This window comes from Acinetobacter sp. YH12236, from assembly GCF_013417645.1.
Lineage (GTDB): Bacteria > Pseudomonadota > Gammaproteobacteria > Pseudomonadales > Moraxellaceae > Acinetobacter.
Genome location: NZ_VPDM01000027.1, coordinates 23,444 through 46,197 on the forward strand (window position 1 = coordinate 23,444; position 22,754 = coordinate 46,197).

20 protein-coding genes are annotated in these 22,754 nt (G+C 42.7%); 12 read left to right on the forward strand and 8 right to left on the reverse strand.

The window, feature by feature from the left end; all coding sequences use genetic code 11:
- The first annotated feature begins 374 nt into the window (after positions 1-374).
- The gene (mutM, locus tag FTV14_RS11900; protein ID WP_179993190.1) at positions 375-1,235 is read left to right on the forward strand and encodes a bifunctional DNA-formamidopyrimidine glycosylase/DNA-(apurinic or apyrimidinic site) lyase; all 861 of its coding nucleotides are present in this window, start codon (positions 375-377) and stop codon (positions 1,233-1,235) included.
- Positions 1,232-1,516, forward strand: coding sequence for a peptidylprolyl isomerase (locus FTV14_RS11905; protein ID WP_004785172.1), 285 nt, complete (start codon positions 1,232-1,234; stop codon positions 1,514-1,516). The genes mutM and FTV14_RS11905 overlap by 4 nt, the downstream gene beginning before the upstream one ends.
- A 99-nt stretch (positions 1,517-1,615) precedes the next feature.
- On the opposite strand, the gene mscL is transcribed toward FTV14_RS11905, so the two are convergent.
- Both mscL and typA read right to left on the reverse strand, forming a co-directional pair.
- Positions 1,616-2,059, reverse strand: coding sequence for a large conductance mechanosensitive channel protein MscL (mscL, locus tag FTV14_RS11910; RefSeq protein WP_159123684.1), 444 nt, complete (start codon positions 2,057-2,059; stop codon positions 1,616-1,618).
- Positions 2,060-2,206: 147 nt separating this feature from the next.
- Positions 2,207-4,042, reverse strand: coding sequence for a translational GTPase TypA (typA, locus tag FTV14_RS11915; protein WP_111884800.1), 1,836 nt, complete (start codon positions 4,040-4,042; stop codon positions 2,207-2,209).
- A gap of 173 nt (positions 4,043-4,215) precedes the next feature.
- Here typA and FTV14_RS11920 point away from each other — a divergent pair, with 173 nt between their 5' ends.
- The 3 genes from FTV14_RS11920 (at position 4,216) to FTV14_RS11930 (ending at position 8,150) form a co-directional block, all read left to right on the forward strand.
- Complete coding sequence (locus FTV14_RS11920) at positions 4,216-5,586, forward strand: uracil-xanthine permease family protein (RefSeq protein ID WP_179993191.1); 1,371 nt, start codon at positions 4,216-4,218, stop codon at positions 5,584-5,586.
- Positions 5,587-5,652: 66 nt separating this feature from the next.
- Positions 5,653-6,687, forward strand: coding sequence for a methyltransferase (locus tag FTV14_RS11925; RefSeq protein ID WP_159123682.1), 1,035 nt, complete (start codon positions 5,653-5,655; stop codon positions 6,685-6,687).
- Positions 6,687-8,150 carry an amino acid permease gene (locus FTV14_RS11930; RefSeq protein WP_179993192.1) on the forward strand — a complete coding sequence of 488 codons (1,464 nt, stop codon included), beginning with the start codon at positions 6,687-6,689 and terminating at the stop codon, positions 8,148-8,150. Before FTV14_RS11925 ends, FTV14_RS11930 begins: the two co-directional genes overlap by 1 nt.
- Positions 8,151-8,205: 55 nt before the next feature.
- On the opposite strand, the gene FTV14_RS11935 is transcribed toward FTV14_RS11930, so the two are convergent.
- The 3 genes from FTV14_RS11935 to omp38 all read right to left on the reverse strand — a co-directional run bounded on the left by FTV14_RS11935 (position 8,206) and on the right by omp38 (position 11,306).
- On the reverse strand, positions 8,206-8,739 hold the full coding sequence (locus FTV14_RS11935) for a peptidase C39 (protein ID WP_179993193.1): 534 nt from the start codon (positions 8,737-8,739) through the stop codon (positions 8,206-8,208).
- 86 nt (positions 8,740-8,825) lie between these two features.
- A complete protein-coding gene (locus FTV14_RS11940; RefSeq protein ID WP_159124594.1) occupies positions 8,826-10,130 on the reverse strand; it encodes an IS4 family transposase in 1,305 nt (434 codons plus the stop codon).
- Between the two features lie 114 nt (positions 10,131-10,244).
- Positions 10,245-11,306: an outer membrane protein Omp38 gene (omp38, locus tag FTV14_RS11945; RefSeq protein ID WP_179993194.1), complete on the reverse strand. Its 1,062-nt coding sequence runs from the start codon at positions 11,304-11,306 to the stop codon at positions 10,245-10,247.
- Between the two features lie 375 nt (positions 11,307-11,681).
- Here omp38 and FTV14_RS11950 point away from each other — a divergent pair, with 375 nt between their 5' ends.
- From FTV14_RS11950 to FTV14_RS11960, 3 genes are all read left to right on the forward strand, one after another.
- Entirely contained in the window at positions 11,682-12,203 is a 522-nt protein-coding gene (locus FTV14_RS11950) for a GspH/FimT family pseudopilin (RefSeq protein ID WP_179993195.1), read from the forward strand.
- 112 nt (positions 12,204-12,315) lie between these two features.
- Positions 12,316-13,491, forward strand: coding sequence for an acetyl-CoA C-acyltransferase (locus tag FTV14_RS11955; protein WP_179993196.1), 1,176 nt, complete (start codon positions 12,316-12,318; stop codon positions 13,489-13,491).
- A gap of 186 nt (positions 13,492-13,677) precedes the next feature.
- Complete coding sequence (locus tag FTV14_RS11960) at positions 13,678-14,133, forward strand: VOC family protein (protein ID WP_179993197.1); 456 nt, start codon at positions 13,678-13,680, stop codon at positions 14,131-14,133.
- Positions 14,134-14,185: 52 nt separating this feature from the next.
- On the opposite strand, the gene FTV14_RS11965 is transcribed toward FTV14_RS11960, so the two are convergent.
- From FTV14_RS11965 to FTV14_RS11975, 3 genes are all read right to left on the reverse strand, one after another.
- On the reverse strand, positions 14,186-14,671 hold the full coding sequence (locus FTV14_RS11965) for a DUF934 domain-containing protein (RefSeq protein ID WP_179993198.1): 486 nt from the start codon (positions 14,669-14,671) through the stop codon (positions 14,186-14,188).
- Positions 14,664-16,307 (reverse strand): nitrite/sulfite reductase, encoded by a 1,644-nt coding sequence (locus tag FTV14_RS11970; protein WP_159123674.1) that lies wholly within the window; start codon positions 16,305-16,307, stop codon positions 14,664-14,666. The genes FTV14_RS11965 and FTV14_RS11970 overlap by 8 nt, the downstream gene beginning before the upstream one ends.
- 226 nt (positions 16,308-16,533) lie before the next feature.
- On the reverse strand, positions 16,534-17,658 hold the full coding sequence (locus FTV14_RS11975) for a CaiB/BaiF CoA-transferase family protein (protein WP_179993199.1): 1,125 nt from the start codon (positions 17,656-17,658) through the stop codon (positions 16,534-16,536).
- Between the two features lie 213 nt (positions 17,659-17,871).
- On the opposite strand from FTV14_RS11975, the gene FTV14_RS11980 reads away from it, so the two are divergent.
- The 4 genes from FTV14_RS11980 to FTV14_RS11995 form a co-directional block, all read left to right on the forward strand.
- A complete protein-coding gene (locus FTV14_RS11980) occupies positions 17,872-18,882 on the forward strand; it encodes an AraC family transcriptional regulator (protein ID WP_004785199.1) in 1,011 nt (336 codons plus the stop codon).
- Between the two features lie 224 nt (positions 18,883-19,106).
- Positions 19,107-20,312 carry an acetyl-CoA C-acetyltransferase gene (locus tag FTV14_RS11985; protein ID WP_159123672.1) on the forward strand — a complete coding sequence of 402 codons (1,206 nt, stop codon included), beginning with the start codon at positions 19,107-19,109 and terminating at the stop codon, positions 20,310-20,312.
- Positions 20,313-20,322: 10 nt separating this feature from the next.
- A complete protein-coding gene (locus tag FTV14_RS11990; protein WP_179993200.1) occupies positions 20,323-22,455 on the forward strand; it encodes a 3-hydroxyacyl-CoA dehydrogenase NAD-binding domain-containing protein in 2,133 nt (710 codons plus the stop codon).
- A gap of 129 nt (positions 22,456-22,584) precedes the next feature.
- Positions 22,585-22,754 (forward strand): DUF4372 domain-containing protein (locus tag FTV14_RS11995; RefSeq protein ID WP_180025577.1); only part of this gene is annotated, 170 nt, incomplete at its 3' end.

The window sequence follows — 22,754 nt, forward strand, 5'->3', positions numbered from 1 at the left end:
AAACATATGGAGAGAGTAAAGGCAGCCTGATGCATGCCCTGTATGACTTGATACAGAACGTTACATAACTTTTCACTTAAAAACGCAGCAATTTTTTTATTATTGGTAAAACTTTAAGTTATAAGAAAAGATATTTTATATAACAATAAATTCTATAGAATTTATATTTTTCAGTAAGTTAAATACTAAAAATCAAACAATATACTTCCTATTTTTATTATTTGGATCTAAAACCTGCTCAATATTAAAGTTTATTTTTTAACCAATTGTTCAAATATTTTTGAATATCCTGCCCATAATTTCTATTCAAACAGGACTTGCATTCAGACTTAAAACACCCAATATTAGCCACATGATAATAGCTACCAAGTGTTATGCCTGAATTACCTGAAGTTGAAACCACCAAAACCAGCCTCCTTCCCCTTCTTAATCAGCAAGTGTTAAAAGTTGAAGTGCGTCAGCCTAGTTTACGTTGGCCGATTCCTGATGATCTCGCCCGTCTGCAAGGACAGCGCCTGATTCAGCTTACGCGTCGTTCTAAATATATTCTGGCGCAATTTGAACAGGATACGATGCTCTGGCATCTGGGTATGTCAGGCAGCTTTCGCTTGTGTGAAGCCAATGAAGAATTGCGCAAGCATGATCATCTGATTATTCAGTTTGAAGAGATTCAGCTGCGTTACCATGACCCGCGCCGTTTCGGCTGTATTCTCTGGTTAGACGCTCAATCACAAAGCAAACTGATTGATACGCTTGGGCCGGAGCCATTAAGCGATGCTTTTAATGCCGAATATCTATTTGAAAAACTAAAAAATAAAAACGTTGGCACCAAAGTTGCAATTATGGATAACCATTTCGTGGTCGGCGTAGGCAATATCTATGCAACTGAAAGCCTGTTCAATATGGGTATTCATCCAGCCCAGCCAGCCTCAAGTTTGAGTTTCGAACAGATTGAAAAACTGGTGGTTGAGATCAAGCGTATTTTAAAACAGGCGATTGACTTAGGTGGTTCTACCTTACGCGACTATACCAATGCCATGGGAGAAAATGGTTATTTCCAACAGACGCTGCTGGCTTATGGCCGTGCAGGAGAAATGTGCGTGAACTGCGAAACCACACTGGAAAATATCAAACTCGGCCAGCGCGCATCCGTCTATTGTCCTGAATGCCAGCCGCTGAAAAAGGTAAAACTTTCACCTAAGCGCATGGCTGCCGTACGAGGTAAGAAATCATGAAGACTGCAATTGTCCGTCATATTCTGGTTAAGGATAAAGATACTGCCGAACAACTCAAAAAGAAAATTCTAGCAGGTGCAGATTTTTCTAAGATTGCCAAACAGTACTCGACTTGCAACTCTGCTAAACGCGGTGGTGAGCTCGGTGAAGTAAAAAAAGGCCAACTCGTTCCAGTGATTGATAAACTGGTTTTTACCGCTGCAGAACATGTTCTACATGGCCCAATCAAAAGTCAGTTCGGTTTTCATTTGGTCGAAATTAAGTTTCGGATGGATTTTTAATTCCTTTAGGGTTCCCTCTCCTCTCAGGAGAGGGTTAGGGAGAGGTCAGAAAATAAAAAAACGGCGCTTATACGCCGTTTTTTTATTTACTCCAAAAGCTTAAGCTTCCGGACGTTTTTTTAGCTCATCACGAATTTCACGTAACAATGCAATATCTTCCGGAGTCGCTTCAGGTTCAGGCGCTGCTTCTTCTGCTTTATCACGGCGCAGTTTGTTCATCAGTTTCACCAACCAGAATACAACCCATGCCAATAACAGGAAGTTAATGAGAATGGTCAAGAAATTACCATAAGCAAAGACATTCAGACCGGCTGCCTGTGCTTCAGCCAGATTGGTCACATTATTTGGATTATCGCCTAACACGACAAACCAGTTAGAGTAATCAACATCACCACCCAAGATCCAGCTCACGACAGGCATGATGATATCTTTCACCATAGAATCGATAATTTTACCAAAAGCACCGCCAATGATCACACCCACTGCGAGATCCATGACATTGCCTTTTACCGCAAATTCTTTAAATTCTTGAATAATGCTCATAAAGTCACCAGTATTTTTATACAATTTTGTGATGGATTATACATTAGTTAGGGATTTCTATTTAAAACTAATTTATTAAGTGTATGTAATTTCTACCCAATAAAAAAACCGCTAACCTAAGTCAGCGGTTTTTTTGAAACTGTAAAATTAACCGTTACGGTTACGTTTACGTTCGTTTTCAGTCAACCAGCGTTTACGGATACGGATTGACTTAGGTGTTACTTCAACTAATTCGTCGTCTTCAATGAATTCAAGCGCTTGTTCAAGCGTAAATTCAATGTGCGGAACAAGAGTCAACGCATCATCAGTACCAGAAGCACGTACGTTAGTTAGCTGTTTCGCTTTAGTTGGGTTAACAGTCATGTCGTCTGAACGTGAGTTAATACCAACGATCATACCTTCATAAACTTCTAACTGAGGTTTAGCGAATAGACGGCCACGGTCTTGTAAGCTGAATAGTGCATAGCCCAAGCAAGTACCTTGAACCATAGAAATCAACACACCGTTTTGACGTTTCGCAACAGTACCTTGTTTCATTGGACCGTAGTGCGAGAAGCTTGAAGTCATGATACCTGTACCTGAAGTCATAGTTAAGAATTCAGAACGGAAACCAATCAAACCACGTGAAGGAACTGTTGCTTCAATACGGATACGGCCTTTACCGTCAACTTCCATATTGGTCATTTCACCTTTACGGTGACCCATTTGTTCCATTACAGCGCCTTGGTGCTGCTCTTCAACGTCAAACGTTACGTTTTCGTATGGCTCTTGTTTTTCACCATCAATTTCTTTGATGATTACTTGTGGACGTGATACACCCATTTCGAAGCCTTCACGACGCATGTTTTCAATAAGAACTGAAAGGTGAAGCTCACCACGACCAGATACTTTGAAACGGTCAGGACTGTCAGTATCTTCAACACGTAATGCTACGTTGTGAATCAATTCACGATCTAGACGTTCACGGATATTACGTGAAGTTACGAATTTACCTTCTTTACCAGCAAACGGTGAGTTGTTTACTTGGAAAGTCATCGATACTGTAGGTTCGTCTACAGAAAGTGCAGGTAAAGCTTCAACTGCTTTTGGATCACAGATTGTGTCAGAGATATGAAGTTCATCAATACCCGTTACACAAACAATGTCACCAGCAGAAGCTGATTCAACATCGATACGCTCTAAACCATGGTAACCCATGATTTTTAAGATACGACCGTTACGTGTTTTACCGTCTTTGTCGATTACAGTTACAGGAGTGTTTAATTTCACTGAACCACGTTGAATACGACCAACACCGATAACACCTACGAAGCTGTTATAGTCAAGTGAAGACACTTGCATTTGGAATGGACCATCAACGTCAACCGCTGGTGGTTCAACGATGTCTACAATTGTTTCGAACAATGGAGTCATGTCTTCAGCAAGTTCTTCTGGAGATGGACCAGCCACACCACGAAGACCTGAAGCATATACAACTGGGAAGTCTAACTGTTCGTCAGAACCACCAAGGTTGTCGAACAAATCGAATACTTGGTCAATTACCCAGTCTGGACGAGCGTTTGGCTTGTCGACTTTGTTAATAATTACGATTGGTTTCAAACCACGTGCGAACGCTTTTTGCGTTACAAAACGAGTTTGTGGCATTGGGCCTTCTTGAGAGTCAACAAGAAGAAGTACGCAGTCAACCATTGACATTACACGTTCTACTTCACCACCGAAGTCGGCGTGTCCCGGGGTATCCACGATATTGATACGGTATTCAGTGTTAGTACGCTTGTCTAACCATTTGATTGCAGTGTTTTTTGCAAGAATGGTAATACCACGTTCACTTTCAATAGCGCCAGAATCCATTACACGTTCGATCTCACCTGCGCGATCGCCAAGAGCACCTGATTGCTGTAAAAGTTTGTCTACAAGAGTAGTTTTACCATGGTCGACGTGCGCGATGATGGCAATGTTACGGAGAGTTTTAATATCTGACATGTGAATTCGATACGCCTAAAGTTTGAGGGCAAATTATACAGAAAAAATATAGATTTTAGTAGTGACAGTTTATTGACAATCGCATTTTTTTTGACGACTGGCACGCTTTTGGTTTTGTAAAGCTGTGTAAACAGATTAGAATAGCGCCACCTAGCCTTAATTTTCAGTGCCGCATGTCTGATTTAAACCAATCTCCCGAAGCAAAAGATCAACTCGATTTAGTCTATGGATTGAATGATCGACCAAAACCTTTTATTGCTTTTCTCGCTGCGTTTCAACATTTATTGGCCATTATTGTCCCAATTGTGACGCCGGGTCTGCTGATCTGTTTAGCACTTGGTGTGTCAAAAGAAGACACCAATATGATTCTTTCGATGTCATTGGTGATCTCTGGTATCGCAACCTTTTTACAATGTAAAAAAGTCGGCCCATTTGGTGCAGGTCTACTGATTGTACAAGGAACCAGCTTTAACTTTATTGGTCCTATTATCGGTATTGGTTCTGCAATGGTTGCGGCAGGTACACCTGTAGAAGCAGTGATGGCATCTATCTTTGGTGTGGTAATCGTGGGTTCATTCATTGAAATGGGTGTATCACGAATCTTACCGTGGGTGAAAAAACTGATTACACCACTGGTTACAGGTATTGTGGTACTACTTATTGGCTTAACCTTAATCAAAGAAGGTTTAATTTCAATGGGTGGTGGTTATCAGGCGATGGGCGATAAAACCTTTGCCAATGCAGATAACCTCATCATGTCATGTACGGTTTTGGCTTTAATTATTTTACTCAACCGTGTACGTATTACATGGGTAAAAAGTTCTGCCATCCTGATTGCCTTAGTCGTGGGTTACATCCTTGCAGGCTTTATGGGTCATTTAAACTTTGATGGCTTAAAAGATGCACCTCTGGTTCAGATTCCTACCCCAATGCATTTTGGTTTAAGCTTCTCATGGAGCTTATTCATTCCAATGGCATTCATTTACCTGGTGACTTCACTAGAAGCCATTGGTGATATTACCGCAACATCAAAATTATCGAATCAGCCAGTGGATGGTCAAACCTGGATGAATCGCATTAAAGGTGGTGTGTTAGTGAATGGTGCTAACTCTCTGCTTGCAGGCTTATTTAATACCTTCCCAAGTTCAGTTTTCGCACAAAATAATGGTGTGATTCAATTGACTGGTGTAGCTAGCCGTTATGTTGGGATATGGATCGCAGCACTCCTTGTGATTCTAGGTCTACTGCCTGCTGTTGCAGGTGTGATCCAAGCCGTTCCTCAAGCTGTGCTTGGTGGCGCAGTGATGGTGATGTTTGGTGCAGTCGCTGCATCTGGGATTAATATCCTGTCTGGTATTCACTTAGACCGTCGTGCCCTGCTGATCATTGCAATCTCGCTTGCACTTGGCTTAGGCGTTGCACAGGTACCTCAGATTCTGGAACATCTTCCTGAATTATTCCGTAACATCTTTAGTTCCGGTGTTGCGACAGGCGGTATTGCAGCCCTCATATTGAATATTGTACTTCCTGAAGTAAAGAAGTAATTTCATGTCCAAAGAACACTGTCTGAGTTGGACTCGGACAGTGTTTTTTCTATTGGAGAAAGATCTATGGATCCTAAAAGCGAAGTTTTATTAAGACAATATGATTATTTGTCTGGTCGCGTATTGCTGGTAAATGCCCCGACCGATGAGCTTCTTGCTGAATGTGGTGAATCTATCCAGCCCTTTGTTTGGACATGGAATTATAATGATTTTCAATATTTCCAGTCACAGCAGGCCCAGATTCATTTCGGCGCAGAATTTCCTGATCAGGAATTTGATCAGGCAGTTATTTTCGTACCTAAATCAAAAGAATTATTGAATTATCTGATTCACAATATTGCAGCCCGATTAAAACAAGGCAGCAGTGTCTTTCTGGTCGGTGAAAAGAAAGGTGGCGTAGAGCGTGCGGCAAAGCAGCTACAGGCTTATGGTAAACTCATCAAGCTCGACAGCGCACGACATTGCCAATTGTGGCAATTGACTCTAGACTGCACGGTCGAAGCAAAAGCGTTGGCAGATTGGGCACAGACCTATACAGTGGCCACACCAAAAGGTGATTTGCAGATTTGTGCACTTCCAGGTGTATTCAGTCAGGATCATCTGGATGTAGGAACAGCGGTGTTCTTACCCTATTTATCTCAGGTGACCTCAGGCAAGATTGCCGACTTTGGCTGTGGTGCAGGCGTGATCAGTGCTTATTTAGCCAAACTGAATCCTGAGAACCGTATTTTTGCTCTGGACGTGGATGCCTTTGCCTTGGCTTCTACTCAAATGACATTTGAGAAAAATCAGCTCAGTCCTCAGCAGCTGGAAATTAAAGCTGTGTCAGGTATTGAAGATGCACCGCTCTTTTTACATGCCATTGTCAGCAATCCTCCTTTCCATCAGGGAATCCAGACCAATTATGCGGCCAGCGAAACTTTATGCAAGACTTCGCGTCGTCATCTCAAGTCTGGCGGGGAATTATGGATTGTGGCAAACCGTTTCTTAAATTATCCAATTTTAATTGAACAAAGTTTTGGCCAATGTACAGTCAAAACTGATCAACAAGGTTTTAAAGTGCTCTTCGCCAGCACTCAAAAAAATGCTAAGGAATCATGATGAGCGAAACTCAGAACAGCGTGCAGCTGCAGCGTAAGCTTGGTGCTCGTCATCTCAATATGATCGCGATTGGCGGGTCTATCGGTACAGGTTTATTCCTGGCCTCAGGTGCGACTATTGCCAGCGCAGGCCCGGGTGGCGCACTTCTCGCCTATGCCCTGATTGGCGTAATGATTTATTTCTTGATGACCAGCCTTGGAGAACTTGCGACTCATAATCCGACCTCGGGCGCATTCTTTACCTACGGCACCAAATATGTCGAAGGTGGTTTTGGTTTCGCTTTAGGCTGGAACTACTGGTACAACTGGGCGATTACCGTTGCCTTTGAACTGGTTGCCGTACAGTTCATTATGAAATTCTGGTTCCCTGATATTCCCGGCTTTTACTGGAGTGCGATCTTCCTCGCTGTGATCTTTGGAATTAATGCTCTCACAGTAAAAGGTTTTGGTGAGTCAGAATTCTTCTTCTCATTGGTGAAAGTACTGGCGATTATTGCCTTTATCATCATCGGGATCTGGATGATTGCCAAGATCATGCTCACACCGGGTGTTTCGGCATTTGCAAACTGGAGCGTAGGTGAAGCGCCTTTTGTAGGCGGTTTCCAGGCCTTGATTGGTGTTGCCATGATTGCCGGATTCTCATTCCAGGGAACCGAGATGGTTGGTGTAGCCGCTGGTGAATCTAAAGATCCGCAAAAAACCATTCCAGTCGCGATCAAGCAAATCTTCTGGCGAATCCTGCTGTTCTATATCGTATGTATTTTCATTATCGGTACATTGGTTGCTTATAATGATCCGCGTCTCTTACAGGCAGCTGCAACTGAAGATATTGCCCTTTCTCCATTCACTTTATTGTATGAGAAAGCAGGTTTTGCTTTTGCAGCCAGTATGATGAATGCGGTAATTCTGACTGCGATTCTGTCTGCAGGTAACTCAGGCATGTATTCTTCGACCCGTATGCTGTTCGATATGGCACGTAAAGGCAGTGCGCCTAAGCTGTTTGCCCATCTGGATTCACGCGGTGTACCGATGAATGCCCTGTATGCGACCACGGCGATTGCGGCACTATGCTTCTTGACCACATTCTTTGGCGAGCAGGAAGTCTTTAACTGGTTGCTGAATATGTCAGGTATGTGTGGCTTCATTGTCTGGCTCGGGATTGCGATCTCACATTACCGCTTCCGTAAAGGTTATCTGGCTCAAGGCTATCAACTTGAAGGTCTGGCCTATAGAGCTAAATTCTTCCCGTTCGCGCCTTGGTTTGCCTTCGTCCTTTGTTCAATTGTTGTTCTAGGTCAAAATTATCAAGCTATCCTAGATGGTGAGTGGTTGGCTGTCCTTTCTACTTATATCGGTATTTTATTATTCCTGGTGATCTGGCTGGGTTATAAGTGGAAATATAAAACCAAACTGGTTTCCTATCAGGAGATGGATGTTCGACCGATGAATATTGAAAAAGACTAAGTTCTCACCTTTATTAAAAAAGCAGCTCAAGTAGCTGCTTTTTTATATTCTGAAATCAGCTATGACGCATGACAAAATTACGGTCATCAATCACGATGACTTGCTGACAAATACCTTCTACTCGACGCTGCTGTTCGAAAACTTCTTTAGACATAGCATTAAAACTATCAAAGAAACTGATTTCTTTTTCATTGATTTCATAAATTAATGAATGGTTCCCTACCCCTTCCAGCGTATCGTAGAACACGATTACAAAACGGCCTTTATCTACTGATTTTTGAATATCTGTATAAGAAAGTGGATATTCATGAACAGACACTTTGAGTTCTTGTGCTTTTTGATAAAACTGGATTTCAAGCGGCTGTTTATCGGGATCAGTTTCTGTAAAAAATTCAACATCAAGCCCTAGTGTTTTAAGTGCAACAGCGAGTGCAATACTTGAAGCTCCCATCTCATCATTATACTGTGTCAATTGCACCAGATCAGGAATATGCAGATCTATTCCATAATGATGAAAGATCATCCAGATTGCATATATACCACTATTAGCTTCCAGACTTTGTAAGTCTTGAGGGAGTTCTATACTCATGCTTTAACTCCAAATCAGTTTCGAGCACCAAGTGTATGCAAAAAACAGCCATAAAAAAAGCGACTCAAAGAGTTAATGCCAGTCAGTTAAGAGATTGACTGGCTTTTTCTTGGGTATTTTTGAGGTTTTCCTTTTACAACCCTTGGATAACTCCTCACTCTTCTCTCAGGTATAACATACCGATTAGATTTCTCCATTAAACTTTCCAGATGTTTGGGGAGATTACCTGCAGAAGCCAAAGAGTCGAATCTGAGTAAATTAAGAAGGGCAATAGATGCAATATGAAAACTGATTCTCAAAGGACTTACTTTAGCTCGTTGAGCCATATGTTTCATTTGTCGTCTCAGAACATTATAGGCAATCAAGACACCCCATAATTCTTGATAAATTAAGTCTGGTTGCTTGCTTCTTAAGAGCTTACCTTTCTGCAAATTGCTTTTAATTTCTCGGTAACACATTTCAATTTCCCAACGCTGAGCATATAACTTTGCCAAGGCTATAAGTGGGTATGTCTTTGAATCTAATAATGAAGTAATGTAACGTCTGATTTTTCCTGCCTGCTCAACTTCAATCAAACGTGCCTCCCAATAATCCCCTAACGTTGGGTTAAGCTTCTTGGCTCTAGGTGATATTGGCATCCTGATATGAAAATCATGTGGGGAATTCCGTTTAATAATTTCATAACGTAAATTATCTTTTGCTCGCATCAGCCAATGACTTGATTCTGCACGTGTTTGCCACCCTATTAGAAAATCAGCAGAGAAATAAGCTCGATCAAATAATGTAATACTTTGTGCTGGAGGAGATAATTGATTTGCTAATGTGAGTTCACCCTGATCCATACTGCCTATTTGGGCATCTATGATTTCATGGGTATTGGTATTGACTAGGCACGTGGCTCTCACTTGTGGGTAAGGTGCTACAGCAGTTTTACCTTTAGATGAGCCAAAATGATTAAAGTTCTCTTCGGTCAGCGGCATAGACCAAACCACCCCATCAACAGCACATATGCTAAGTCCTTGAAAGTTTGAATATTGTTGCTGTGTTTCATCAAACCATGCTTGGCTGAGCAGAGAGAATAAGGTACTTAAAGGCTCTTGTCCTAAACGTTGTCGTGCTTGGACTGCTGCACTAGGAACACAATATTCTGTTGTACCAAACACGAGGTTTAATTGCTCTACAACATAGCTGATGGGTTGATTTCGAAACAAGGCAAGCCCAATAACAAGCCAAACCACATGCTCAGCAGGTAATTTTCTCCTTCTGATTGATGCCTTACCTGTTTGATGCAGGCTTGTTTCAATCCAATTTAAATCAATAAGTTCACAAAAATGGTTGAGTGATGGGAGAGAATGTTCAAGAGTGGATTCTAAATGTTCAGATAAAGACATAAAAAAATGAGCGTATTTACATACACTCATTTTTACTACATTTTACTAAAATTTGCTTAACTGACTGGCATTAACTCAAAGAGTCGCTTTTTTTAATCACTGTTCAATAACGAATTATTGAGCAGCTGGTTGTTCAGCTAGAACAGTACGGCTACCAGTGATTGTCGCGAATACACGACGGTTCATAGCACGACCTTCTTTAGTGTTGTTGTCAGCAATCGGTTGATCCCAAGCGAAACCTTGAGTAGACAAACGAGATGCATCTACGTTGTATTCGTTAACAAGTGCAGATTTAACAGAGTTAGCACGAGCTAGAGATAAACGTTCGTTCAATGCACGTGGACCAGTGCTGTCTGTGTGACCTTCGATACGAGCAGTTGCGTTTGGATATTCAACTAGCTTCTCAGCAACTTTCGCGATTTCTGGTTTGTATTGGTCTTTGATGTTTGATTTATTCGTATCAAAGAACACGCGAAGTTCCATGTTCAGGTCTTCAGTCAACTCTTGTGGTGCTGGAGCTACTGGAGCTACTGGCTCAACTGGAGCAACTTCTACAACGTCAGCAGCTGGTTTCAAACGACCACCTAAAACTACGTTAAGACCAGCAAGTGCTGTATAGTTCCAGAATTTTTCGTCAAAGTGATAAGTACCACGAGCTTCAGTACGTAGCGCTAAAGCATCGTTGATGTGCCAGAATGCACCGATACCAGCATTACCTAGTGTACCTTCTTCTTCAAAACCACGACCAGTACGACCTAAAGCAGTTTCTGAAGCACCGTCAAACTCATATTTGTAGTGACCAGCACCTAACAATGCATATGGCTTGATTTTGCTGTCATAGTTGCCAGTAAATACGTCAGAAGTTGCATAGAAATTACCTGCAATGTTCTGGCCTTTGTATTCAGCACCTGGTAGATCTCGCATATCGCCTTTAACTTGGCTATATTCAGCTTCAAAACCTAACCATGGAGTTAGTTCAACACCAATTGCAGCACCAACAAATAGATCATCTTCCATTTCACCAGAAGTTGTTAGTTCGCCATCATCACCGCCATTGTTGTGTTGGGTGTCTTGCCAAGTATAACCTAACATTAATGGAGTAACAGTTACGCCTGCGTTTGCAGCAGCAAAAGGAGCAGCTACAAGCATTGCTAAAGCAATACGACTCATTTTCATGGATTTATCCTCCAGAGATAACAATTGTTGTTCAAGCTCAAGCCTTCTAATAGGCCATTCTGAGATAGGCTTTTTTTACCCCAGTGTTATTTTTAAGCTATTCACTGCGCATCATACAAACACTTTATTATTTTTCCAAGTGCTTGATTAATCTAATCAAGTAAATTATTGACAAAATTACTTACAATTTCCGTTGTAATTCAGTAATTTTTTACTCAATTTTTTGTTGTGAATCGCCTATTGTCATTGCCAATTTATTTTTAAGCGCCTTTTTGAATTTTGAGTAAGGCATTGCTTACTCGCTCAATTAAGCATAAAAAACGCACAATTAATAGCATGTTTCAAATAAAAATAATATATAAATCAGGTAACTCTATGTATAAAAAGATAACAAGAGCGTTCACTATTGTTGAGTTAATTATCTGTATTGCCCTTATCGCAATTGTGGTCACAATTGCCTTGCCTTATTTTCATGATTATTTATCCAAGCAGGAAGCCAAAAATATTCCGATGAAACTTACAGCAACCAATCGTTATGCACGCAGCCAGGCAGCTGTGTTTCACCAGAATATTGTGATTTGTCCCAGTCAAGATTCATTAACCTGCCAAGCAAACCAATGGAATAAAAATTTGCTGGTATTTATTGATAAAAACCGTAATCGTCAAGTCGACAATGACGAACAAATTTTACACATTGAACAACTTAATCTTAAATACGGTAACTTGAGTTGGCGAGGTGCTTTAAGTATGCCGAACGTAACTTATCAAGCCCAGACGGCTTTACCAATTGGATCGAATGGCAGCTTTTATTATTGTTCTACTCACCTTGCATCTCAGCAACGTATTGTCTTGAATAAAATGGGACATATCCGAATCGAACATCTGGCCTCCTGTTAATAAAACCCTAGAGTCTATGATTTATCCAGATTAGGACTTTAATCCTGTACTTTTTTCAATATACTGCTTAGGTTCGAGAAAAAATGATCAAAACTTATAGGGAGATATAACAATGACTGACATCGTAATTGTCAATGGCGCACGTACAGCGATGGGCGGCTTTCAAGGTAGCTTGGCTAGCGTTACTGCACCTGAGCTAGGCGCTGCCACCATCAAAGAAGCGATTGCGCGTTCAGGCTTGCAGCCAACCGATATTGAAGAAGTCATTATGGGTTGTGTACTCCCGGCAGGTTTAAAACAAGGTCCTGCCCGTCAAGCGATGCGTAAAGCGGGTCTGCCTGATTCTACAGGTGCCGTCACCATCAATAAATTATGTGGTTCAGGCATGAAAGCAGTTATGCAAGCGGCAGATATGATTAAGGCAGGTTCTGCAACTTATGTAGTTGCTGGTGGTATGGAATCCATGACCAATGCGCCATATGTATTGCCAAAAGCACGTGGCGGTTTCCGTATGGGTCATGGTGAAATCAAGGATCATATGTTCCTCGATGGTCTGGAAGATGCTGAAACTGGTCGCCTGATGGGCTCATTTGCTCAAGATATGGCGAATACAAAAGGCTATACACGTGAACAGATGGATGAGTTTGCAATCCGTTCACTGAAACGTGCTCAAACTGCAGTCAATGAAGGCTACTTTGCTGATGAAATCGTGCCAGTCACTGTTTCCACTCGTAAAGGTGATGTGGTCGTTGATAAGGACGAACAACCTTTCAATGCCAATATTGACAAGATTCCAACTTTACGTCCTGCTTTTGCAAAAGACGGGACCATTACGGCAGCAAATGCCAGCTCTATTTCAGACGGTGCCTCTGCCCTTGTGCTGACTTCAAGCGACAATGCAGCAACTAAAGGTTTAGCGCCTTTGGCTAAAATCATTGCTTATGCTTCAAACTCCCAGCATCCATCTGAATTCACGATTGCGCCAGTGGGTGCGATTCAGAAAGTTCTGGATAAAACTGGCTGGAAAGCTGAGGAAGTTGACCTTTGGGAAATCAATGAAGCGTTTGCTATGGTCACCATGTGCCCAATGGATGAGTTCAAGCTTGATCCTGAAAAAGTCAACATCAATGGTGGTGCATGTGCGCTCGGTCACCCGGTTGGTTCTACAGGTTCACGTATTATCCTGACCTTGATTCATGCATTGAAACGTACAGGCGGTAAACGTGGTATCGCTGCGCTATGTATTGGCGGTGGTGAAGCAACTGCGGTCGCAATCGAACTGATCTAATTCTTTTATAATCAATTCGTAGAGAGGGCTTTTATAGCCCTCTTTTTATTTTATAAATATTTCATTTTTTTATTATCTATCCATAAAGTAAATTCTTTTAATTACATTTTCATAAAGCTTCTTTATCAATCAGATTCAATTCAGGGCGTAAATTAAAGGGATTCAGAATAAGAAAAGGAATCCTGCATGCGACTTAATCACTATCTCAATTTCCAGGGTGAAACCGAAGCTGCCTTTACCTTTTATCGTTCGGTATTTGGTGGCGAATTTTCCAGTCTAACCCGTTATGGAGATACGCCTGGACAGCAAGGAATTGATTTATCAGATGAAGAAAAAAATCTGATTTTGCATATCTCACTTCCAATTAATGAATACACAGAGCTCATGGGCTCTGATATCAATGACAAACTCTGTACTGAAAATACACCAGCATTTAGTAAGGGTACTAATCACTATATTGCGATTATTTTAAGTGCCAATGAACAGGATGAAGCCAAACGACTCTATGAAGCTTTATCGGTGAATGGTCAAATCGAAATGCCTTTAGAAAAAACCTTTTGGGGTGCGCTTTATAGTGCCTTTACGGATCAATTCGGAGTGCAATGGATGATTAACTGCCTACTTGAAGAACGTGCACCCTAAGATTTAAATACAAAAAAGCCTCCAGATGGAGGCTTTTTTAGTTGAAGGTGAATTAAGCCCCAGTTTGATAATTCGGCGTCGGTACTGCTGTAGAAGCTTGGTAAGGATTGGTAAAATCACCCAAACCTGCAGCTGCTTCCTGAATATCTTTACCTTCTTTAATGACAAAGGTATCGAAACCAGAACGCTTCATGTAGTTCAAGACATCTTTGAACACATCACCAGTCGCACGCAGCTCACCCTGGAAACCTTGACGGCGAAGCAATGCAGCAAATGAATAACCACGGCCATCATTAAAACCTGCAAACTCAATAAAAATCGCATCAAGTTGCTCAAGCGGAAATTCATTGGTTTCAGGTGAAGCATCAACCGTTAAGTACAATGCTTTTTTACCAGAAATATTGGCAATCTGGTCTAACTGCTCTACAGTCAGAACTACATCACCCTGTGGCAATATACCATCTTCACCAATTAGCTGGTAAGTGTTATCTGCAATTGTGCCATCTTTAGAGAGCACTTGTAGTGCGGTATTAAGCATATGCGCGCTCCTTGAATGGTTGAATGCCGACACGACGATAAGTATCGATAAACTCTTCACCATCCTGACGCAAGTCAAGATAAGTATTCAGAATTTCTTCTACGATATCCGGCACCACTTCTGCAGCAAATGATGGCCCAAGAATGTCACCAATAGAGGCATCATGATCCGCATTACCACCTAAAGTGATCTGATAGAATTCAGCGCCTTTTTTATCTACACCCAGTATTCCGATGTTACCTACATGGTGATGACCACAGGCATTCATACAACCTGAAATGTTCAGGTCCAGTTTACCCAAGTTGTAAATGGTATCCAGATCATCAAAACGGCGTGAAATCGCTTCAGAAATTGGAATGGATTTCGCATTCGCTAGTGAGCAGAAGTCACCACCTGGGCAGCAGATAATGTCAGTCAAGAAACCGATATGCGCACGTGCCAGGTTATGCTGATCCAGCGTCTGCCACAATTCGAACAGGTCTTTTTGTGGTACATCTACCAGCGCAATATTTTGCTCATGAGTCGTACGCAGTTCACCGAAGGTGTACTTGTCTGCAAGATCTGCAATCAGGTTCATTTCCTCAGTGGTCACATCACCCGGTGCAATGCCTGCACGTTTCAGTGAAATCGTGACAATACGATAACCTTTCACTTTATGTGCATTGGTATTGATGTTGAACCATTGCTTAAACTTCGGATACTGAGCAAACAGCTCTGTGAAGTCTTCATCTGCATAATCTTGGTAATCAAATGGAGTAAAGTTTTCATCCATTCTCGCCAGCGTTTCAGCATCAATCTTCAACGTTTTAACAGTATGTGCAAATTCGGCTTCAACTTTCTCAGCAAAGACTTCAGGCGTCAGAGCTTTTACCAAGATTTTGATACGCGCCTTATATTTGTTGTCGCGACGGCCGTGCAGGTTATAGACACGTAGTACTGCTTCAAGATAAGCAATCAGGTCTTCACGTGGTAGGAAGTCACGAATAAAACTACCAATTACTGGCGTACGGCCCAAGCCACCACCGACTTTAATTTTATAACCGATTTCTCCAGCTTCATTTTTTACGATATAGACACCGATATCGTGGAATGAAGTTGCTGCACGGTCAATCTCTTCCAGCGCAGATACCGCAATCTTGAACTTACGTGGCAGGAAAGCAAATTCCGGGTGGAAAGTTGACCATTGACGGATCAATTCACAGGTCGGACGTGGATCTGCAATTTCACCTGCCACCACACCTGCATACTGGTCAGTGGTAGTATTACGGATACAGTTCCCTGAAGTCTGGATCGCATGCATTTGCACGGTTGCCAGTTCAGCCAGCATATCAGGCACGTTTTCTAGTGCAGGCCAGTTAAACTGGATATTCTGACGGGTTGAAACGTGTGCATAGCCACGATCATACTCTTTCGCCAGATCAGCCACTTTACGAAGTTGTTTAGAATTCATCAGGCCATAAGGTACCGCAATACGCAACATAGGCGCATAACGTTGTACATAAAGACCATTTTGAAGGCGGAGCGGACGGTATTCATCTTCCGTCAATTTGCCCGCTAAATAACGTTCCGTCTGGTCACGGAACTGTGCAACACGTTCATTAATCAGTTGCTGATCGAAATCAGTATATAAATACATGGCGTACAGCTAGTAGTTTCTATTATATCGTCGGCAAGGATAACGACATTGAATCTATCAATAAAATGCTTTTTATACATATTTCATAGCGATTTTATTGATAAGCCTAGCAAACTTTCAATGATATAAAGCTTTAGATCAGCTTCTTCTGATTTTTAACGTGAATGATTTATTTTTTAAATCTTTAGCAGTTTTTTTCATAAACCAAAATGAGAAAGTCGCTCAATTACCACTCTTTGGTTTCGCCTAAAGCCTGACCAATAAATTGATATCGCATAGTTGATCTTGAAAACTTGATCGGGCAAGCCAGTTGAGCTTCGGTTTGCTCCCGCTGATCAGCTTTAACAGGCACCTGTACCACCCATTCACGTTGCTGCGCCAGTTCAGAATGCAGGGCTTCATCAAGCTTTAATACAGGTTCGACACAGAAATCCGCCTGAGAAAATAAGGCTTGCCAGTGAGATAGAGGTTGGGATCTTATTTTATCGCGAATCGCCTGTTTTACTAAAGCATGATCTTCAGGTGCGAAAGAAGCACCTTTTTCCAGAATAATCGGCAAATCCAGCAATTGTGCCAGACCTTGCATGAATTGAGGCTCCAAACTGCCTACTGACAAATAGCGATTATCCTGAGTCTGATAATAGTCATAAAAGGTACCGCCATTTAAGTAACCGGATTCAATCTGCTGGTGCTGATTACCCGCCAGACTGGCAGAAGCTGCCATATTATTTAATGTCGCCGCGCAATCGGTCATGGAAATATCAATATATTGTCCTTGACCACTGCTCTGCCGCTCAATCACCGCTGCCAGAATGGCAACCAGCGCATGCATAGAGCCACCCGCGACATCGGCAATCTGGATTCCCATTGCCGGTGGTCCGCTTTCGATCCGGCCACTATGTCCGGCAATCCCAGATAAAGCCAAATAGTTAATATCATGCCCTGCCCGATCTTTATAAGGGCCAGTCTGACCATAACCAGTAATCGAGCAATAAATTAAGCGTGGATTGAGCGCACTGAGTGTTGAATAATCCAGGCCAAGCCGTTGCATCACACCTGGGCGAAATTGCTCTACGACAATGTCATAATCTGCAATTCGGGATTTGATTTGTTCAATATGTTCGGGATTCTTTAAATCCAGTGCGACAGAATGTTTGTTTCTGTTCAGATAATTATGCGTTGTGGCCTGTCCATGTGCAAAAGGTGGCATTAAACGTACCAGATCAGGACGTGTGGGTGATTCAATATGCACAACTTCTGCACCCATGTCTGCAAGATATAATGTGGCAAATGGACCAGGTAATAATGTAGAAAAATCTAATATTTTCAAACCTTTTAATGCATATGACATTGGAGTTATTACTCTATTTATATCGCTTTTTGCCTCATCATAAGAACATAAATGCCCAAAAACAATGTCATGTTCAGCCATTTACCTTGATAGTTTCGGCAATTTAACATGTAAGAAAATGGTAATTGGATTCTTGTAAATTGCCATTGATTTTTTATTTTTTGTCATTTAGGTCAAATATTAGTGAACATTAAAGAGACTGAAGGATTAAACATGAGTCGTGATACGATCAGTATCCATTTCGTCAATGCAGCCTTATACGGCGTTAAGCGCCTGGGCATGGATGTCGATACTTTATTGTCTCACGTTGGGATTGAAGCCGAGCTTCTGCATCAGCCCAAGGCGCGTATTTCGCCTGAACAATATACCCGTTTTATCAAGATGCTCTGGATGGTGACTCAGGACGAACATGTCGGTTTTGACAAGCAGCCGCGTCGTCTTGGCACTTTCGCGATTATGTGTCAGCTGATTATTCATGCCAAAACACTGGGCGATGCACTCGAGCTTTCTTCTCAATTCTACAAACTCTTTGGTGATGACTGGTCTGTAACCCTGGAACGTGACAAGCATGAAGCGCGCCTGGTTCCCCTGATCCCAAATTCGATGGATCCGGAACACTTTATTACTGAAAGTATGTTGATGATCTGGCATGGTCTGGCATCGTGGTTAATTGAACGTCGTCTGCCGCTGGAACGTGTACATTTCAGCTACCCTCGCCCTGCGCATGCAGATGAATACGATGCGCTGTTCTTTGCACCTGTGATGCAGTTCGATATGCCGCGTACTGAAATTACCTTTGCAGCGGATTATCTGGATTTGCCAATTCGCCAGAATGAAGAAACTCTGGAAGAATTCCTGAAAGCAGCACCTGCTCAACTTCTCGTTAAATTTAAAAATACCAACTCGCTGACTTCGCGGATCCGGGATGTATTGAAGAGCCAGATCGGTGAAGAAATGCCGACCTTAAACGATGTTGCATCGATGCTCTATCTATCCCCACAAACCCTGCGTCGCCGTCTTGCTGCCGAAGGCAAGAGCTATCAGGGCGTGAAAGATGCGCTACGTCGCGATGCTGCGATTCACCTGTTATTGAATCCGGATTTAACGTTGGAAGACGTGGCACAACAGGTGGGCTTTAGTGAAACCAGCACTTTCCACCGTGCTTTCAAAAAATGGACAGGGGTAACACCAGGCCTATACCGTCAGTTACACGGTTACCATTAAAAACCTTGCTCTAAAAATGTATACTTGAAAAGTATCGTTTATTAAGCGCTACAAGCCCCTAGCCCAAGCTCCAGACTTGGGCTTTTTTATGCCCGCTTTTTAATCCATCAAGACTGACCAAATTGCTCAAATGATCTGGTCCGTTCTCGTCATTGCACTTCAAGATTTAATCATTACACTCGAAGCATTAGAACAATTTCAGTAAAGCAAGAAAAGGATATTGTATGAGCGAGGCCTATATTATTGATGCCATTCGCACGCCACGCGGAAAGGGAAAAAAAGACGGATCATTACATGAAGTTAAACCAATTAGTTTACTGACTACGCTCTTAAATGAACTGAAAGAACGCCATAACCTGGATACATCTCAGGTGGATGATATTGTGCTGGGCTGTGTGACTCCAATCGGTGATCAGGGTGCAGACATTGCCAAAACTGCTGCAATTGCCGCAGGCTGGGACAATGATGTGGCTGGCGTTCAGATCAACCGTTTCTGTGCTTCGGGTCTGGAAGCTGTAAATCTGGCAGCACAAAAAGTTCGTTCAGGCTGGGAAGATCTGGTCGTTGCGGGTGGTGTTGAATCCATGTCTCGCGTTCCGATGGGTTCTGATGGCGGCCCGTGGGCATTAGATCCTGAAACCAATATGGCTTGCGATTTTATTCCACAAGGCATAGGGGCTGACCTGATCGCGACCATTGATGGTTATAGTCGTGCAGATGTAGATCAATTCGCCGAGCAATCACAAAAGAAAGCGGCAGCAGCCCAAGCGAATGGTTATTTTGATAAATCTATTATTCCAGTGAAAGATAAAGCTGGCGTCGTGATTCTAGACAAAGATGAATTCATTAAACCGACAACAACTGCAGAAGGCTTAAGTGCATTAAAGCCAAGTTTTGCAACGATGGGCCAGATAGGCTTTGATGCTATCGCCCTACAGAAATATCCGGAAGTAGGCTCTGTAAACCATGTCCACCATGCAGGTAATTCTTCAGGCATCGTAGATGGTGCAGCAGTCGTATTACTTGCCTCCGAACAGGCAGTGCAACAGCAAAATCTCAAGCCACGCGCCAAAGTACTGGCAACAGCGCTAGTTGGTGCCGATCCAACCATTATGCTGACCGGCCCTGCCCCGGCTGCACGTAAGGCTTTAGCCAAAGCCGGACTCACTATTGATGATATTGATCTGTTTGAAGTCAATGAAGCTTTCGCTGCTGTGGTGATGCGCTTTATTAATGAAATGAAAGTTGATCCTGCCAAAGTCAATGTCAATGGTGGTGCCATTGCCATGGGACATCCACTCGGTGCGACCGGCGCCATGATTCTAGGCACTTTACTGGATGAACTGGAACGTCAAGGTAAGAAACGTGGACTGGCTACCCTGTGTGTGGGTGGTGGTATGGGCATCGCAACCATTATTGAGTTGGTATAAGGAGATAAGCATGAGCGCAATTCAATATCAAAAAATTGAAGATCACATTGTCATTCTGACCTTTGATTCTCCGAACCAGTCCGCCAATACCATGAATGCCGACTTTCGCGCGGCTCTGGAAGAAGTCGTTGCCCAGTTACAAGCAGATGAACAGATCGCCGGGATTATTTTCCGATCAGCAAAAAAAACATTCTTTGCTGGCGGTGATCTAGATGAGTTAATTCAGGCGACGCCTGAACATGCCACCGAATTCTTCAATATGATTGAAGACATGAAAGCCAAACTGCGTTATATCGAAACGCGTGGTATTCCAGTAGTGGCAGCTTTAAATGGTACAGCCTTAGGCGGTGGTTGGGAAATTGCTTTATGTGCCCATCATCGTATTGCGCTGAATGATGCCAAAACCAAGTTTGGTTTACCTGAAGTCACTTTAGGCTTGCTGCCAGGCGGTGGCGGTATTGTCCGCATGGTTCGTCTGCTAGGCCTGCAAAATGCCTTACCTTTGCTGATGGAAGGCAAACAGTTCGGTGTAGAGAAAGCCAAGTCTTTGGGACTGGTGCATGACACAGCCGACTCACTGGATGAGTTACTAGATAAATCTATAGCCTGGATTAAACAACATCCGCAATCTCAACAGCCTTTCGATGTAAAAGGCTACAAAATTCCGGGAGGCTCTCCTTCTTCGCCTGCCGTTGCACAGATGCTGGCCATTGCTCCTGCGATGTTGCGTGATAAAACCAAGGGTTGTTATCCAGCACCAGAATCTATTCTCTCCGCTGCGGTTGAAGGTGCTCAGGTTGATGTCGATACTGCGCTAAGAATTGAGTCGCGTTATTTCACCTATCTCGCTACCGGCCAGATTTCCAAGAACATGATCGGTACATTCTGGCATGGCATGAATGCCATCAAGTCGGGTGCCAGCCGTCCTAAAGACTTTGCGCCATGGAAAGCTACTAAAGTAGGTGTTTTGGGTGCAGGCATGATGGGTGCTGGTATTGCCTATGTCACTGCCAGCAAAGGCATTCAGGTGGTGCTGAAAGATATTTCGGTCGAAGCTGCTGAAAAAGGCAAAGCCTATAGTCAGAAATTATTAGATAAAAAAGTGGCTCAAGGCCGCTTAACAGCTGAAAAACGTGACCAGATTTTAAGTCTGATTCACACCACAACAGAAGCAGCAGATTTGCAAGGCTGTGACCTGATCATTGAAGCAGTATTTGAAAATCAGGAACTCAAAGCCAAAGTTACTCAGGAAGCAGAGCAATATTTATCAGCCAACGGTGTAATGGCCTCTAATACCTCGACTCTACCCATCAGTGACTTGGCTCAAGCCTCTCAAAATCAGGCGAATTTTATCGGTCTGCATTTTTTTAGTCCAGTCGACAAAATGCAACTGGTCGAGATCATTAAGGGAAAAAATACTTCAGCAGAAACACTGGCCAAGGCATTTGACTATGTGCAGCAGATTGGCAAATTACCGATTGTAGTGAATGACAGTCGTGGCTTCTTTACCAGCCGTGTCTTTGGCACCTTTGTACAGGAAGGATTACGTTTGCTTGCCGAAGGGGTGCATCCAGCCCGTATCGAAATGGCTGCGCTGAAAGCCGGTATGCCAGTCGGACCACTTGCTATTCAGGATGAAGTCTCTCTAACACTTTCTGAGCATGTGGCTGCAGAAAGCCGTAAGGCTCTGGCTGCACAAGGCAAAGAACGTCCAAGCACCGATGCAGATGCCGTGATTCAAACCATGATTCATGAGTTTAACCGTAAAGGCAAAGCTGCTGGTGCAGGTTTTTATGATTATCCTGAAGGAGGCAAAAAGCAGCTGTGGTCTGGCCTAGAGCATTGGCATAAACAGGTGGATATTTCTGAACAGGAAATGATTGACCGCTTCCTGTTTGTTCAAGCCCTCGATACTGTGCGCTGTCTGGAAGAAGGTGTGCTGGAGTCAGTAGTCGATGCGAATATCGGGTCAATCTTTGGAATTGGTTTTGCCGCCTGGACGGGAGGTGCTGTGCAGTTCTTGAACCAGTATGGTTTAACCAAAGCCTTGAATCGTGCTGAAATCTTGGAACGTAAATATGGCGAACGTTTCAAAGCGCCACAGTTACTCAAACAGAAAGTTGCTGAAGGTCAGCGCTTTTAAAAACTGAATCTAGAAAAAAGGGGAGCAAATGCCACTGCTGTCCCATAGTTTGCTTTAAATAAAAAAACCTGAGTCCTAACAGTTAAAATATGAGTGCAAACAAACACTTTAACGACCAGGATTCAGGTTTTGTCACATCAGAATACCGTATTTCATGAGCTAATTAAACCTGTTGTGCGACAGGATTTTGAACAACTTGCTAAAGTACACCATGTTGGACAGAAATTTAGAGCGGCTTCCCGGTGGGATCAGTTTATTGCCATATTGATGTCTCAATTCTCTTGTAGGCAAAGTCTGAG

Bases quoted from the DNA above. Each gene is read 5' to 3' on its own strand.
- mutM (WP_179993190.1), top strand. From the start codon at position 375: ATGCCTGAATTACCTGAAGTTGAAACCACCAAAACCAGCCTCCTTCCC.
- FTV14_RS11905 (WP_004785172.1), top strand. From the start codon at position 1,232: ATGAAGACTGCAATTGTCCGTCATATTCTGGTTAAGGATAAAGATACT.
- mscL (WP_159123684.1), bottom strand. From the start codon at position 2,059: ATGAGCATTATTCAAGAATTTAAAGAATTTGCGGTAAAAGGCAATGTC.
- typA (WP_111884800.1), bottom strand. From the start codon at position 4,042: ATGTCAGATATTAAAACTCTCCGTAACATTGCCATCATCGCGCACGTC.
- FTV14_RS11920 (WP_179993191.1), top strand. From the start codon at position 4,216: ATGTCTGATTTAAACCAATCTCCCGAAGCAAAAGATCAACTCGATTTA.
- FTV14_RS11925 (WP_159123682.1), top strand. From the start codon at position 5,653: ATGGATCCTAAAAGCGAAGTTTTATTAAGACAATATGATTATTTGTCT.
- FTV14_RS11930 (WP_179993192.1), top strand. From the start codon at position 6,687: ATGAGCGAAACTCAGAACAGCGTGCAGCTGCAGCGTAAGCTTGGTGCT.
- FTV14_RS11935 (WP_179993193.1), bottom strand. From the start codon at position 8,739: ATGAGTATAGAACTCCCTCAAGACTTACAAAGTCTGGAAGCTAATAGT.
- FTV14_RS11940 (WP_159124594.1), bottom strand. From the start codon at position 10,130: ATGTCTTTATCTGAACATTTAGAATCCACTCTTGAACATTCTCTCCCA.
- omp38 (WP_179993194.1), bottom strand. From the start codon at position 11,306: ATGAAAATGAGTCGTATTGCTTTAGCAATGCTTGTAGCTGCTCCTTTT.
- FTV14_RS11950 (WP_179993195.1), top strand. From the start codon at position 11,682: ATGTATAAAAAGATAACAAGAGCGTTCACTATTGTTGAGTTAATTATC.
- FTV14_RS11955 (WP_179993196.1), top strand. From the start codon at position 12,316: ATGACTGACATCGTAATTGTCAATGGCGCACGTACAGCGATGGGCGGC.
- FTV14_RS11960 (WP_179993197.1), top strand. From the start codon at position 13,678: ATGCGACTTAATCACTATCTCAATTTCCAGGGTGAAACCGAAGCTGCC.
- FTV14_RS11965 (WP_179993198.1), bottom strand. From the start codon at position 14,671: ATGCTTAATACCGCACTACAAGTGCTCTCTAAAGATGGCACAATTGCA.
- FTV14_RS11970 (WP_159123674.1), bottom strand. From the start codon at position 16,307: ATGTATTTATATACTGATTTCGATCAGCAACTGATTAATGAACGTGTT.
- FTV14_RS11975 (WP_179993199.1), bottom strand. From the start codon at position 17,658: ATGTCATATGCATTAAAAGGTTTGAAAATATTAGATTTTTCTACATTA.
- FTV14_RS11980 (WP_004785199.1), top strand. From the start codon at position 17,872: ATGAGTCGTGATACGATCAGTATCCATTTCGTCAATGCAGCCTTATAC.
- FTV14_RS11985 (WP_159123672.1), top strand. From the start codon at position 19,107: ATGAGCGAGGCCTATATTATTGATGCCATTCGCACGCCACGCGGAAAG.
- FTV14_RS11990 (WP_179993200.1), top strand. From the start codon at position 20,323: ATGAGCGCAATTCAATATCAAAAAATTGAAGATCACATTGTCATTCTG.